This is a genomic window from Gordonia sp. NPDC003376 (assembly GCF_053589235.1).
Genome location: NZ_JBSFRM010000010.1, coordinates 116,574 through 131,369 on the forward strand (window position 1 = coordinate 116,574; position 14,796 = coordinate 131,369).

Consider the following 14,796-nt stretch of genomic DNA (forward strand, 5'->3'; position numbering starts at 1 on the left):
TCACTTCCGATTGTCCTGGGTCACAAGCTCTGCCGACTCGGCGGGCACCACCGGTGTCCCGACGAGCCACCCGCCGTCCACCACCACGATCTCGCCACAGATGTGGTCAGAGAGCGACGACGAGAGAAAGAGGACGGAGTCGGCGATATGGTCCGGGCTCGCCCACCGGCCGTTGGGGGTCTGGCCCTCCAGGGCCGCGCGGATCTCCGGCGGGTAGATCGCGGTCATGTCCGTCTCCACGAAGCCGGGAGCGACACCGTTGACGTTGATCCCCATGGCGCCGTAGTCGATTCCGGCCTGACGTGTGAAGTTGACGATGGCGGCCTTACCGGCGCAGTAGGCCGAGAAGCCGGGGTTCGCCCGCAGTCCGCTGATCGAGGCGACGTTGACGATCTTGCCGCCGTGTCCTGCGGCGACCATCACGCGGAGCGCGGCACGGGTGCAGTAGAACGTGCCGTCGACGTTGACCGCGAACTGGTTTCGCCAGACCTCATCGGTGGTCTCGGTGACGCTCCCGGCGTGCAGGACCCCCGCATTGTTGACGAGGACGTCGATCCCCTGGTCCGCCGCGATCATCGCGAACACCTCGTCGACCTGGGCCGAGTCGGATACGTCGAGCCGATACGATCGGGCGACTCCACCCGCGCGCCGTATCGCCCCGGAACACGATTCGGAATCGGGGAGCTTCCAGTCGGATCGGTCCAGGATCACCACCGACGCGCCGGCCTCTGCCAGACGCAACGCGCACGCGCGTCCGATACCACGCGATCCCCCGGTCACCACCGCGGTCTTTCCGTCCAGATCGATCATGTCACTGCCTCCTGTCGGTGCGCCCTGCGCACGGTCTGACGATGTCGGGGTACATCACATCTCGGGGTGTCGGTCACCCCACGGGCGCACCGACGCATAGGCATCGGCCGCAGCGAGTGCGTCGGCGTCGGCGCGATGTCGGGCCGCGATCTGCAATCCGACGGGCCGTCCGTCGGAGGTGAAGCCGGCGGGCACGGTGATCGCAGGAGAGGTGAGCAGGTTGTACGGGTAGGTCAGCAACCAGCCGAGCAGCTGTCGCCGAAGGGAGTCACCGGCCAGCCAGTGCGGGGTGAACTGTTCCAACGGGAAGCTCGCGGTCGCCAGCGTCGGCGACACCAGGAGGTCGTAGGTTCCCATGAACTCGGTGAACACGTCGTACATGCGTGAACGGAACGCCTGCGCGCGGCCGATCTGCACCGCGGTGAGGGTCTTGGCCTGCTCATGGATCTCGATCAACTGGTCGTCGACCTGTCCGCGCAGATCGGCCCAGTCGTCGAACAGATCGTTGTCGGCGGCGAAACCGGGGACCCAGATCCCCTCCCACATGGCCTCTTCGGGCTCACCCCACTCCGGGGTGGCCTCGGTGACCGTCGCGCCGAGTTCACCGAATGCGTCCACGGCCGCACGGCAGATGGCAGCGACCTCGGGATCGACGTGACCGACATGCAGATCCGCCGAGTACGCCACCTGCAGCCCCTCCAGGGACCGTCCCAGCCGCGATACGTACGACCGGGGTTCGGCGGGCAGGCTCATCGGGTCACTCGGATCGAAGCCTGCCATGACATCGAGCATCAATGCCGCGTCGGCGGGTGTCCGGGCGATCGGGCCGTGAAACACCCATGTCTCGAATTCGGTCTGCAACAACGAATGCGGGATACGCCCGAGCGAGGGCTTGAATCCGACCACCCCACACATCGCTGCGGGAATCCGCACCGATCCGGCCCCGTCGGCCCCCTCGGCGATGGGCACCATTCCCGCCGCCACCGCAGCGGCCGATCCCCCGGACGAACCTCCCGCGCTGAATCCCCGCTTCCACGGATTGTGGGTGGCGCCGTACAGGTGTCCATCGGTGCCGCCGTAATAGCCGGCCTCCGGCGCGTTGGTGAGACCGGTGAAGAGCCCACCGGCTTCCTTCAGGCGCCGCACGACCACCGCGTCCTGCTTGCCGATCTCGTCGGCGAAAGGCTTCATCGCGTGCGTGGCCGGCAACCCGGCCACGGTGGTCAGTGCCTTGATCGCAAAGGGCACACCGTGAAGCGGGCCCAGCTCCTCCCCTGCCGCTCGACGCGCATCCAGATCGCGCGCATCCTCGAGGATCTGCTCACGGTCGTAACTGACGTAGGCGTTGAGTGACGGATTCAGCGCCTCGATGCGGGCACACGCCGCCTCGGCCACTTCCACGGCGGTCAGCCGACCCGCGGCCACCTGGGCCGCGATCTCGGTGGCAGGCATCCATGCGTACTGCTCGACGTCCATGCGTGGTCTCCCTATCTGCGGTGAACGATGACGACATAGGCTCTCGTATACCAATTCTCGGCAATGGCTACATCAAAGGGCGCGACCATTACTGGTCCTCCGGCGCAGGCGTAAAAGGTCTGTAACACCCACGACCGGACCATCGCCCGTCCCGAGACCACAACGCCGACATACGGACCCGATGAGGTGCGGGCCCGCATGTCGGCGTCCTGTCGGGCGCAGGCCTATCCCGGCGCCCCGGCCGACTCACCGGCGGCAACCGGCGCGTTCACGGTGTCGGACACCTGCTCGATGTCACCGGTTGCACTCACATCCGGTTCCGCATGCTTGTTGGTGGCGAGCCGGAACATCTCGTCCACCCGCTCGCGCTCGTCCTCCGAGTGCCCGGTCAGCGCCGAGACGATCAGGAAGACAACGAGATTGACGGCGAGTCCGACGATGCCTCCGGTGAGTCCACCCAATGCGGCGATGTCGTCGGGGTACACCAGGGTGAGCACCCCGGCGATGATGAAGCCCGAGATCATGCCCCAGATGGCACCGTGCCGGTTCCCGCCTCGCCAGAAGATCCCCAGGAACAGGGGCACCGCCAGCTGGATGATGCCCTGATAGGAGATCTGGGCAAGCAGTTGCAGTCGATCGAAGTTGAAGGTCAAGAAGGCGATCGCCGCCGCGAGCAGCATATAGACCACCATGCTGGTCTTCGCGATCACGGTGAGCTGGTGATCGGACAGTGGACGGGTCCGAATGGTCGCGATGATGTCGTTCGACACCTGCAGACCCGCCACCTGCACGCTGGCATCGGTGTGACCCATCTGCGCGGCGAACACGATCACCACCGCCAGTCCGAGCATCCAGGTGCCGCCGAACTGATCCATCAGCGTGAACCATGCGGACTGCGGATTGTCGGCCACCTCGGGGATGCCGACGGCGGCGATTCCCACCAGCATCAAGATCGTGTAGAAGGTTGCCGAGATCAGAATCGTTGCGAGCGTGCCCTTCTTGACCGTCCGGACGCTCGACGCGGTGTAGATCCGCTGGAAGCTCGTCGGCCAGCACAGCGAACCGATCACGCCGGTGAAGATGAGCGCAAAGATGTACCACGGTCCGTAACTGCCGCCGTCCCCGGGCAAGGCCAGGAACTCATCGGACACCGTCGCCAGATCGCCCCACGAGATGGGGCTGCCGAACGCGCCCGTCAGCATGATGACACCGACCAGCGCGGAGACGCCGTAGGCGACCAGACCTTGGAACATGTCGGTCATGATCAGTCCCCGCATACCCATCTGGACGGTCCAGATCTGCCGGATCAGGATGACGACCAGACCGACCGCCAGGGATGCCACCACCGACCATGCACCGCCACTGGCGATCTCGAACAGCTGCCCGAGCGCCTGCATTCCGAGGACCACCCAGGGGAACAGGGAGACGACGCCGATCACCGATGCGATGACCCGCACCGCCTGCGAGCCGTAGCGAACACGCAGCAGGTCCGGCTGGGTCCTCAGGTCGTACACCTTGCCCCACCGCCATGCACGCGTCGCCATGAGATACATGAACGCCACGCCCAGCGTCGAGTAGGCCAGTGCGTACAACCCGAACACGCCGGCGCCGGCAGCCAGCCCGAAGAACGCGATGAAGGTGGAACCCGGCCACCAGGAGTTCACGTAGGACATCGCGACGAACCAGGTCCCGTAGCTGCGACCGCCGACCGAGTACTCGTCGAAAGTCGGTGCGGACTTCTGTTTGGTGAGGTACAGGATTCCGACCACGACAGCATAGAAGGCGAGGAGCATTCCGAGCATGATTGCCATCAGTTGTCGGCCTCCCCGCGAATGCTCTCGACGATGTAGAGCGCCGAGAGACTGACACCGACAAGCGCGGCGTTGACGATCCAGTAGAAGATCGCCCACGGGATGCCCAAGATCACCGGGCCACGTACTCCACTGGCGCTCAAGTAGAATGGCGGGAACAGCGCCATGAACAAAGCAAAGGCGTACATGATGCCGAACGCTATGTTTATCACCTTGCGGTCAAGGTTCTTGATGAATTGAGACAACGTGCGGCTCCTTTCTTCAGGGGTCGATTGCCCAGCAGCGTGGGATCAGTGGAGTGATGACACGGTGAGACACTCGGTGTTGTCGATCGCGGACCGACCGGGTCAGGAGATCGCCGAGGGACGTGGACGACCATTGTCCGCGTCCGGTCGACGCCCGGCGTGCATCAACAGTCTGCGAGCTGACCATTACTGGTCACACGCCCACCAGTAACGGAGGTGTTACGCGTGGCGACCCGGTCGGCGGCGTTTCAGTCCGGCGAGTCGTCGAGCCGATGTTCGAGCATGGTCGTCGAATGGTCGTGCTCGTCCCGGGATCGCGCGGTCACATGCAGAACGGTCCGGTCCGCCCGGAAGTAGTCGATCGATCGTTCGAGCGGCCGGCCGCGATGGTCCACGCTCTCGCGCGTGACCTTGAGCAGCGGTGTGTCCACCTCGACCGCCAGTGCGGCGGCCACCCGTGGTGCCGCGTGGACGACCTGGATCTGCTCATGTGCCTCGCCTGCACGCACTCCGTAGTGTTCCTCGAGCAGTTCGTAGAGCGAGCCGATCAGGGAATGCTCGAGGAGCCGCGGAAACCGGCCCGCCGGAACCCGAAAGGACTCCAAGGACAAGGAGTCCCCATCGGCGAAGCGGATGCGGACGATGGCCGCCAGCAGGTCTTCCGGCCCGATACCGAAGTAGGCGCGCTCCTCGCGACTCGGATGCTCGAAACCCGCCGAGAGCAATCGGGTGCCCGACTCGAACCCTTGCGACCGCAACATCTGCGGGACCCCGACCACCGTGTCGAGCGTGCGCTCGACACGGCGGTTCACGCCGTCCTCTGCCGACTCCGCGAACGTGTCGTCCGGGCGGGTATCGGCTGCGGTCAGGAACGCACCGCCGGTGCGGCCGCGGACCCGCCGGATGACGCCCAGCGCTTCCATATCCGCAAGGACACGACGTACCGCCGATCGCGACACGTTCAGTCGTTCGGCCAGCTCTCGCTCCGCCGGAAGCTTGGCGAATCCCCTGCCGACGAGGTCATCGGCCAGCCGGGAAATGGTTGAAAAGGTCTTGTCGTGGTCCACCGGTCACCATGGGTCGTCGGGAGTCGTCTGTGCGATCCGCCGGGATGCTCCGTCTCATCCGCGGCGGCGTGTCCTCAAGGGTCGCATCGGAGTCCACTGTTCGCATGCACTGGAAATATGGAATTTACGCGGGGACGCCGGACCAGAAATGGTCAGAACCGATCCTTTGGTCATGCCACCGCACACACGACTTCCCGTCCTCGGGTCGACCATCGACGACCTGCGGCAGGGCTTCGCCTCTGGCAGTACCACTCCCACAGACGCTCTCGAGGCGACCATTTCGCATCTGCATGCGGTACAGCCCGCCATCAACGCGATCGCCACAACGGCGCTCGACGCCGCCCGTGACAGCGCACGGGAATCGACGGCACGGTGGGCGGCGGGCACACCGCGTGGGGCGCTCGACGGCGTGCCCGTGACCGTCAAGGACAGCGTGGACGCCGCCGGACTGCCGTGGCGGCACGGCACGCGCCCGAATGACGGACTGCCGGTGGCGACGGTGGACTCGCCACCTGCAGCCCGGTTGCGAGAGGCCGGCGCGGTCATCGTCGGCAAGACCACGATGCCCGACTTCGGCATGCTGGCCTCCGGGGTTTCCTCGCTCTACGGGATCGTGCGTAACCCGTGGGATCTGACCACCACCCCGGGCGGCTCGAGCTCGGGGGCCGGAGCATCGCTGGCCGCAGGTCTCACCTGGGGTGCCGTCGGGACCGACATCGCGGGGTCGGTGCGATTGCCCGCCGCCCATTGCGGCATCGTGGCGATCAAACCGACCCAGGGCAGAATCCCACACCTGGCACCCAGTACCGTCCGGAGCGCCGGGCCGATGGGACGCACCGTCGCCGACGTGATGGATCTCTACCACGTGCTGGCCCAGAACGATCCGCGCGACACACTCGCACTGCCGGACGACGAGAGTCCGGATGCCACCGCGGTGCGTTCTCAGGACGTCCGCGGCCTGCGTATCGGTGTCCTCACACACATGGGCTACGGATTCGAGGCCGACGCCCCGACCCTGCGCACGCTGGGCGATGCCACCGCGGTCTTCGCCGACGCCGGCTGCGAGATCGTCGACATCCCGGCGCCCTTCGCCCCTGATGCCTATGACGCACTCGACACCCTCTACGTCGTCCGGGCACGGGCCGAACTCGAATCCCTGGCCGACCGCCGCGACGAGGTGCTCGCCGGATTGACGCACTGGATCGATTCCGCAGGCCCCTTGAGCGCCACCGACCACGAGCGAGCGCTCGGGCGTGTGGCAAAGGATCAGATGCGGTTCGCCGCAGCGCAGTCGGCGGTCGACTTCGTGCTGTCCCCGGTGCTCCCGTCACCGGCCTTCCCGGCCGATCGACTCGGTATGAACCCGCTTCGCCCACTCGAGCACTGCAGCTTCACCGCGTGGTTCAACCAGACCGGACAACCCGCCGTGTCGCTGCCCTTCGGTGCCGACCGCGGACACCCCATCGGCGTCCAGCTCGTCGGGCCGCGATTCACCGATCGCCGGGTGCTTGCTCTCGCGGCCTGGCTCGAAGCACAGCGCGGCCGCGAACCCGACTGGCCGCTCGAACCCCGGACCATTCCCGGCAACGTATGGAGGACCGAGCCGTGACCAACGCCCTTCTCCCGGAGGTCACCGACCTCCGGGATGCCACACCCACGATGGCCAGCCCCAGTTGGTGGGGCGCCGATTCCCTGCGCTCCCTCGGTCTCGTCGACGACGAACCGGTACTCGTCCGCCACTACACCCCCGCCGCCCGAACGTATCTGGACGTCGCCACCGCGCTCGCCGCGGCGACGGCGGCCGGCGCCGCCGGTCTCGCACCCGCGGTGCTCGGCGCCGACCCCGCCGCCGGGGTGATGGTGGCCGCAGACCTCGGCGGGACACACGCGACCGCGACACTCGGCGACGCCGGGTCGACCGGATTCCCCGACCGACTCTTCCGTCTACGCGACGCGGTCGGCTCGGTGCGTCCGACAATCGTCCGCGAATCGACCGTCTTCGACGATGTCCGCGATCTCCACCGGCTGCTACACCAGACCGGCATCCCGATCCCGGTAGAGTTCCAGTTCTTCCGTCGAACCCTCGATGAGGCCGAAAAACGTATCGTCGCAGTCGGCTACGATCTCGAGTTCCGCCACGGGGACGGGAATCTCTCCAATGTGATGATCTCACGCTCCGACGGTGAGCCGATGCTCGTGGATTGGGACTGGTCGGCGATGATCGACCCCTACCAGGACATCGGCGTGGTGCTGGTGGAGCTCGCCGATGACGAGACCCACGCCCGTGAGCTCTTCGAGATCGCCCGCGGCACGATCGACGAGGCACTCTTCGCCCGCGCGATGGTCTATGGATACGCCGACCATGTGCGCCAGGCGCTCATCGGCCTCCTCGTCGACGCCCTCGATCCGGGCACCCACGAGTACTCGAAGTACGGGGATTGGCAACTCCTGCGTGCGCGTATGGCGCTGTCGACCGCCCGTTCCCAAGAGCTGCTGAGGAGGATCTGACCGTGAGCACGCTGACAACATCGCGGGACGAGACCGCCACGGCTACACAGGTCGTGAGGGGGCAGGCGCGGACGACCGCGGAGCGCGCGGTGGAGGCCGCGCTGGATGCCATCACCGAATGGGCGGGTCGGCGCGTGCTCTACTCACCGATCCACGGTGGTCTGCAGAACGAGAACTGGCGTCTCGAGGTGGACGGGGAGAAGACGACCTTCTTCCTCAAGATCCCCGGTGCCGGCTCGGAGGCGTTCATCGACCGCAACAATGCACATGTCGCAGCCACACGCGCCGGGGCATTGGGGATCAGTCCGCGGATCGTGCACTTCGATCCGGCCACCGGCATCGAGATCATCGAATTCCTCGAGGGCTACCGCGCATGCACCAACGGTGACATGAAGCAACCGGAGATCACCTCGGAGATCATCGGCCTGTACCGGGCCTTCGGCAGCATCGAGCCGCTGCCGTCGACCAAGACAGTTCTCGACATGATCGACGAACACTTCACCCAGACAATCGATCTCGGTGTGAGGCTCCCCCGGTTCTGGCCCGAGATCATGCGCGAACAACAGTCCGCGCAGCAGGCGCTGCTGGCCGGCGGTCTCGATCTGGTCCCCTGTCACAACGATCCGATGCCCGGCAACTTCCTCATCTCCGAGGGCAAGCCGATGCGGCTGGTGGACTTCGAGTTCTCGTCGAACAACGAACGCGCCTACGAGCTGGCCGTGATGACCACCGAGTTCTTCTACGACGACCGCCGAGTGATGGAGTGCGTCGAGGACTTCTACGGGGCCACAACCCCGCAAACCGTTGCCCGCGTTCAGGTATGCGGATTCCTCGCCGACGTCAAGTGGGGACTGTGGGGCATCGTCAACGCCCGACTGAACGACGGGTGGGACTTCGACTACCACAAATACGGGATCTGGAAGCTGCACCGCGCACAGTCACGGCTCTGTGATCCTCGGTGGGGCACATGGATCGGTTCCCTGTAGCGCGCAACCGCATCTCCTCCACCTCGTGTCCGCCCACCGCCCTGCGGCGGCGATTCTGCGACCCCGAAAGGCAATCATGCGAACGTCTTCGATCCTGGACGGCAATCGATTCGATCTCGATCACGCCGCCGGCCTCGATCCCCGCAGCCGTGCCCTCGTCGAGCGGCGGCTCAACGCCCTCGGTACCGGCTACCGACTCTTCTACCGCCATCCCGTCCACCTGGTGCGCGGCCTGGGCACCCGACTCTACGACGCCGACGGGAACGAGTATCTCGACGCCTACAACAATGTGGCGAGCGTCGGTCACTGCAACCCCGCCGTCGTATCCGCGGTGTCCGGGCAACTCGCGACGCTCTCGACCCATTCACGCTATCTGCAGGACGGCATCGTGGAGTACGCCGAACAACTGCTCACCACATTCCCCGCCGACCTCAACCGGATGATGTTCACCAATTCCGGTTCCGAGGCCAACGATCTGGCGTTGCGAGTGGCCCGCCACGCCACCGGAGGCACCGGCGTCGTCGTGACGTCGGAGGCCTACCACGGAACCACGGCCCTGTGCGCCGAGGTCTCGCCGTCTGCGGGCGGCCTCGCCGATCTCCCGGACAACGTGATCGCGATCGCTCCACCGGACTCCTACCGCACCGACGGCGGTCCGGTCGGTGAGCAATTCGCCGGGCGTGTCGACGATGCGTTCGGGATACTCATCGAGCGCGGGTACCGCCCGGCGGCCCTGCTCGTCGACAGCATCTTCTCCTCCGACGGAGTCTTCCCCGGTCACGGGATACTCCAGAAGGCATATGCCGCTGCCCATGCGGCCGGAGCCGTCGTGATCGCCGACGAGGTGCAACCCGGCTTCGGGCGTGTCGGCCGCGCTTTCTGGGGTTTCGCATGCGACGAAGCGGTTCCCGACATGGTGACCCTCGGCAAGCCGATGGGCAACGGCGTCCCGGTGGCCGGGCTGGTCGCCACGAGTGACGTTCTGGACTCCTTTGGGCGTGACATACCGTATTTCAACACCTTCGGCGGCTCGAGCGTTCCGGTCGCGGCGGCCCAGGCCGTGCTGGACGAGATCGTGACACGAGACCTGGCAGGGAATGCCGAGAAGGTCGGCGGCATTCTGCGTGACGAGCTCGACGATATGGCGACGCGCCATGAGGAGATCGGCGACATCCGCAGCGCCGGAATCTACTTCGGCGTCGAGATCGTGACCGACCGGCATTCCATGACGCCGGCAACCGAGTTCACCGCGGATCTGATCAACACCTGCCGGGAAAACGGGCTGCTGATCTCGGTGTGTGGACCGACGAACAGTACGTTGAAGATCCGTCCGATGCTCACCTACTCCCCCGCCGATGCCCGTCTGCTCGTGGAACGACTCGAGGAGTCCATCATGGCCGTACGCAGCCGCACGGTGGTGACCCCGTGAACGGTCCGGCCGCGGTTCTCTGGGATATGGACGGCACCATCGTCGACACCGAGGAGTACTTCGCGGAATCCTCACGGGCGATCCTCGAGGAGGGTGGCGGCCGGTGGACGCCGGAGATCGCTCTGGCACTCCACGGCGCGACGCTGCCTCACATGGCGCAGACCCTCATCGCGGCCGGTGCAGTGGCCTCGGTCGATGCCATCGTCGAGCGATTCCTCGTCGACGTGACCGCGAGCCTCACGGCAGAGGTCCCGTGGAAGCCGGGGGCGGCCGAGATCCTGCGTGAACTCAGACTGCTGGGGGTGCCGACCGCCCTGGTGACCATGTCCTATCGGGTGCTGGCCGAGAAGGTGATCGCAGCAATGGAATTCAACCCCTTCGACGTGGTCGTCACGGCCGAGGACGTGGAACACGGCAAACCCGCCCCCGACGCCTACCTGCTGGCGGCGCGCCGGCTGGGGGTGGACATCGGCGACTGTATCGCGGTCGAGGACTCGGCCCCGGGCATCACTGCAGCCGTATCCGCCGGGGCAGCGGTGGTGGGAGTGCCCCTCGCCGGGCACCTGCTCGACCGCGAGGACTTCATCCGCTGGGAAGGGCTCGGCGGGCGCACCGCCGGAGAGATCTTCGAGGCGCACGCCGCATTGTCCTGACAGGTGACCCGACGCCCGCCCTCGACACCGGCAGCAGCACCCGCACCGCCGCCTCGGTGAACGGCGTGGCGGTACGGAGATACCCGGAGGCGGTGTGACCACCATGTGGTCACACCGCCTCCGGGTATGTTCACTGTCTACGACGCGGGACCCCGCGCCAACCCAGGAATTCGGAATCCGATGTGCCGCAACCGGTCAAGGGCGACCGCGGCCAGGAGAACGATTCCGGTGACCACGCCCTGCCAGAACGACGAGACCTGGCTGATGGTGAGGCCGTTGGAGATCACTCCCAGGAACAGCGTGCCCAGCAACGTCCCGATCACCCCACCGGAACCTCCCGAGAAGCTGGTGCCACCCAGCAGAACGGCCGACGCCGCCACCAGTTCCATCCCGACACCTGCTGTCGGCGAGGCGGTTCCGAGGCGACTGGCCTCCATCACACCGGCGAGCGCTGCCGTCCCCGCACAGATACCGTAGGTCGCCACCTGGATCGCCGGCACGCGGATGCCGGCCAGGCGGGCCGCCTCGGGGTTGCCGCCGACCGCGTAGAGCATCCGGCCGAAACCGGTGTACCGCAACACCAGGTACCCCACGACGAGAACCGCCAGTGCGATGACGACCAGCCACGGGATACTTGCGAGCTTGCCCGACCCGACGGCTTGCGTGCCGGGGACGTCGTAGATGTCGACGCTGTGCCCCTCGGTGGTGAGCTGGGCGGCACCACGGAAGATCGACATCGTGCCGAGGGTGACGACGAAGAACGACAGCCCCATCCTGCCGATGGCGGAGCCGTTGACGAGCGCACCCAGGATCGCCGCGCCGACGATCACCAGCGGACCCGCGATCCAGTAGCTCATCCCACCGGTCACCAACTGCGCCATCAGAATCCCAGACAACGCGAGCATTGCACCGACACTCAGGTCGAATCCGCCGCCGATCAGTACGAAGGTCAGGCCCACTCCGACGACCAGGAGCACCGCATTGGTCTCGAAGATCGCCATGATGTTCTCGGGTGTGGCGAAGGCCGGACTGGTGATCGACAGGTACACCACCAGGACGACGAGCATGATGCTCACGCCCAGATAGGATTTCAGCGAGTCCGGCAGTCGCGGTCCGGTCCGGCGCTGCACCGACGGCGTGGTGGGGGTCGTCGGGACCGTGTCCGTCCCCACGGATCGTCGTTCGTCAACCGACATCGATCGTCTCCCTCATACCGGCACTGAGCCGTCCAATGTTGTCCTCGGTCAGGTCGTCTCCGCACAGGTCGCCGACGATCCGCCGGTCCCGCATCACGAGAACGCGATCGCACACCGCGAGCAGCTCCGCGATCTCCGACGACGCGACGAGCACGCCCATCCCGAGTGCGGCCTGCCGACCGATGATCGTGTAGATCTCCTCGCGGGCACCGACGTCGATGCCGCGACTGGGCTCGTCGAGCAGCAGTATCCGTGGATCCTGCGCGAGCACCCGGGACACCACCACCTTCTGCTGATTGCCACCCGACAGCGCCGACACCGGAACGTGGATGTCGTCGGTCTTCACACCGAACGACGCTATGGCCGACCGGGTTCGGTCATGCATGGTCCGATGCCGGACAGGCGCATGCCAGTGCAGCGAACCGAGCGTATGATTCTCGTGCACGGACGCCGACCGCACCAGCCCTTGTGCCCCACGGTCTTCGGGCACCAGCCCGATCCCTGCCCGGCGGGCGTTGCCGATCCCGGTACCGACCGGGATCCCGGCCACCGCGACGGTCCCGCCGATGCGCCGCCGCGCCCCGGCGAGGGTCTCCAGCAGTTCGGTGCGCCCGGCGCCGACAAGGCCTGCGAGGCCGACGGTCTCACCGGCGCGCAGGGTCAGCGACACCGGTTCGGTGGTGCCCTGCACGACGAGTCCGTCGACGTCCAGCACCACCGCACCCGGCTCGCTCGCCGACCCGATCCGGGCCGCGATGTCGCGGCCCACCATCATTCGCACCAGCTCCGCCTCGGTGAGCCCCGCGGCGTCGAGATCTCCGACATGTGTGCCGTCGCGCAAGACGGTGACCCGGTCGGCGGTGGACGTCATCTCCGAGATGCGGTGAGTGATGATCACCACGGACATCCCCTGATCACGCAGTGCCCGCACAGATCCGAGCATCGCCTCGGCGTCTGCCGCACCGAGCCGGCTGGTCGACTCATCGAGGATCAGGACCCGCGGAGCGGTCACCAGAGCCTGGGCCAGTGCGGTCCGGCTCTGGTCGGCCACGCTGAGCGACCCGAGGGTCGCCATCGGGTCGATGTCGGTGATCCCGAGCCTTTCGAACGCCGCACGGCACCGATCGACGAGCCGACGACGGCCCATCACCATGCACGCCGCGCCGCGCAACAGCGGAGTGGTCACGTTCTCGTACACCCGCAGCTCGTCGAAGAGGGCGGGTTCCTGAGGGACGAGAGCGATCCCGGAACGGGCCGCATCCAGCGGATTGCGCCATCGCACCGGCGTACCGTCGATCTCGATGGTCCCGCCGTCGGCGGACACGACTCCGGCCAAGACCTTCATCAGGGTCGATTTTCCGGAACCGTTCTCACCGGCGACGGCGACGATCTCACCGTCGCCGATCCCGACCCCCACCCCGTCGAGTGCGACCACCCGCCCGTAGCGCTTGGTGATCGACCGCATCACGACCGTCATGGCTTGGAGGTCACCTTCAGCACGGACCCACCGTTCTCGGTCACGATCGCCACCTGCGAATCGGCAGCCAGTTCGTCCTCCACCGACACCCACGAACCGGCATTCTCGACGGTGATCATCGTCGCCGGGATGGTGACGGTCTCCGGCAGTTTCTCGCCTTTGGCCGCGCGGATCGCCGCGTAGCCCAGACCCAGACCCTGCTGCACGGGGTGGAAGTCGAACGTGGCCAACAGACGCCCGCTCTTCACGGCGGCGACACCCTCGGGCGAACCGTTCATGCCGACCACGACGGGCCGGAAGGAGCCGCCCACGGCCGATACGGCACCGAGTGCACTCGGATCGTTGTAGGCGAAGATGCCCTTGATCTCGTCGCCCAGACCGGTCTTCCAGGCGTCGACGATCGGACGTGCACCGTCGGCGGTGTCCTTCTCGTTGACCTGGCGGGCGACGATCTCGAGACCCACCTCACCGGCGCGAGCGGCGAAGGCGTTGTTGCGGTCGGCCAGCACCGACACCACGGGCATGCCCTCGATCATCGCGACACCTGCTCCGGGACCGGTCTTCTCGCGGATCACGTCGGCCGCGGCGGCGGCCGCACCGGCGTCGTCCTCGGCGAAGTTCGAGGTGTACGGGCCACCCTCGGTGGTGCTCTGTACCAGGACCGGGATGCCGGCGTCCTTCGCCTGGTGGACCGCCGACTGCAGGCCCTGGGGGTCGATCGGCCAGATCACCAGCGCATCGACCTTCTGCGCGATCAGCGATCGGACGTCGGTGAGCTGCTTGCTCGCGTCGAACTGGGCGTCGGTGACGATCAGCGACCCGCCCTCGGCCTCCACCTGCTTGCGGAGTCCGTCCTCGACGGCCTTGTTGTTCGGGTTGGACTGGATGGCACCGGCATAGCCGACGACGATCCCGCCGGACGAGGAATTGCTGCCGCAGGCTGTGAGGGCGGCGGCCGCGAGAACCGTCAACAACAGCACGGCAAGGGATTTCCGGAATCTGGCGATCATGGGGTGGCTCTCCTCGGATGTGGGGACCGGGCGGTGGTCCCGCCGTTGGGGACTTTCGGGCGGCGTCGACCGGCCCGCGTCGGATACCGACGTGGGAGGGGGAAGAGTCCCCGGGTGGACTGCCGGTC

13 protein-coding genes are annotated in these 14,796 nt (G+C 66.6%); 5 read left to right on the plus strand and 8 right to left on the minus strand.

From position 1 onward, the window contains the following. The 5 genes from ACWDUA_RS12695 to ACWDUA_RS12715 form a co-directional block, all read right to left on the minus strand. Complete coding sequence (locus ACWDUA_RS12695; RefSeq protein ID WP_449751364.1) at positions 1 to 810, minus strand: SDR family NAD(P)-dependent oxidoreductase; 810 nt, start codon at positions 808 to 810, stop codon at positions 1 to 3. Positions 811 to 864: 54 nt separating this feature from the next. Further along, on the minus strand, positions 865 to 2,286 hold the full coding sequence (locus ACWDUA_RS12700) for an amidase (protein ID WP_449751365.1): 1,422 nt from the start codon (positions 2,284 to 2,286) through the stop codon (positions 865 to 867). Positions 2,287 to 2,510: 224 nt separating this feature from the next. Next, complete coding sequence (locus ACWDUA_RS12705) at positions 2,511 to 4,097, minus strand: sodium:solute symporter family protein (protein ID WP_449751366.1); 1,587 nt, start codon at positions 4,095 to 4,097, stop codon at positions 2,511 to 2,513. After that, the gene (locus ACWDUA_RS12710; protein ID WP_449751367.1) at positions 4,097 to 4,342 is read right to left on the minus strand and encodes a hypothetical protein; all 246 of its coding nucleotides are present in this window, start codon (positions 4,340 to 4,342) and stop codon (positions 4,097 to 4,099) included. Before ACWDUA_RS12710 ends, ACWDUA_RS12705 begins: the two co-directional genes overlap by 1 nt. 248 nt (positions 4,343 to 4,590) lie before the next feature. Then, positions 4,591 to 5,409, minus strand: coding sequence for a GntR family transcriptional regulator (locus ACWDUA_RS12715; protein ID WP_449751368.1), 819 nt, complete (start codon positions 5,407 to 5,409; stop codon positions 4,591 to 4,593). 172 nt (positions 5,410 to 5,581) lie between these two features. Between ACWDUA_RS12715 and ACWDUA_RS12720 the strand changes: the two genes are divergently transcribed. The 5 genes from ACWDUA_RS12720 to ACWDUA_RS12740 all read left to right on the plus strand — a co-directional run bounded on the left by ACWDUA_RS12720 (position 5,582) and on the right by ACWDUA_RS12740 (position 10,985). Further along, positions 5,582 to 7,018, plus strand: coding sequence for an amidase family protein (locus tag ACWDUA_RS12720; protein ID WP_449751369.1), 1,437 nt, complete (start codon positions 5,582 to 5,584; stop codon positions 7,016 to 7,018). Continuing rightward, on the plus strand, positions 7,015 to 7,917 hold the full coding sequence (locus tag ACWDUA_RS12725; protein ID WP_449751370.1) for a phosphotransferase family protein: 903 nt from the start codon (positions 7,015 to 7,017) through the stop codon (positions 7,915 to 7,917). The genes ACWDUA_RS12720 and ACWDUA_RS12725 overlap by 4 nt, the downstream gene beginning before the upstream one ends. Before the next feature lie 2 nt (positions 7,918 to 7,919). Next, the gene (locus ACWDUA_RS12730) at positions 7,920 to 8,903 is read left to right on the plus strand and encodes a phosphotransferase (protein WP_449751371.1); all 984 of its coding nucleotides are present in this window, start codon (positions 7,920 to 7,922) and stop codon (positions 8,901 to 8,903) included. A gap of 76 nt (positions 8,904 to 8,979) precedes the next feature. Further along, positions 8,980 to 10,332 (plus strand): aspartate aminotransferase family protein, encoded by a 1,353-nt coding sequence (locus ACWDUA_RS12735; protein ID WP_449751372.1) that lies wholly within the window; start codon positions 8,980 to 8,982, stop codon positions 10,330 to 10,332. Further along, positions 10,329 to 10,985 carry an HAD family hydrolase gene (locus ACWDUA_RS12740; RefSeq protein ID WP_449751373.1) on the plus strand — a complete coding sequence of 219 codons (657 nt, stop codon included), beginning with the start codon at positions 10,329 to 10,331 and terminating at the stop codon, positions 10,983 to 10,985. Before ACWDUA_RS12735 ends, ACWDUA_RS12740 begins: the two co-directional genes overlap by 4 nt. A 137-nt stretch (positions 10,986 to 11,122) precedes the next feature. On the opposite strand, the gene ACWDUA_RS12745 is transcribed toward ACWDUA_RS12740, so the two are convergent. Genes ACWDUA_RS12745 through ACWDUA_RS12755 form a run of 3 tightly spaced genes read right to left on the minus strand, consistent with a single transcriptional unit; the run spans position 11,123 to position 14,668 of the window. Further along, positions 11,123 to 12,157: an ABC transporter permease gene (locus ACWDUA_RS12745; protein WP_449751374.1), complete on the minus strand. Its 1,035-nt coding sequence runs from the start codon at positions 12,155 to 12,157 to the stop codon at positions 11,123 to 11,125. A gap of 13 nt (positions 12,158 to 12,170) precedes the next feature. Continuing rightward, the gene (locus tag ACWDUA_RS12750) at positions 12,171 to 13,658 is read right to left on the minus strand and encodes a sugar ABC transporter ATP-binding protein (RefSeq protein WP_449751375.1); all 1,488 of its coding nucleotides are present in this window, start codon (positions 13,656 to 13,658) and stop codon (positions 12,171 to 12,173) included. Then, positions 13,655 to 14,668 (minus strand): sugar ABC transporter substrate-binding protein, encoded by a 1,014-nt coding sequence (locus tag ACWDUA_RS12755; RefSeq protein WP_449751376.1) that lies wholly within the window; start codon positions 14,666 to 14,668, stop codon positions 13,655 to 13,657. The genes ACWDUA_RS12750 and ACWDUA_RS12755 overlap by 4 nt, the downstream gene beginning before the upstream one ends. Positions 14,669 to 14,796: the final 128 nt, after the last annotated feature.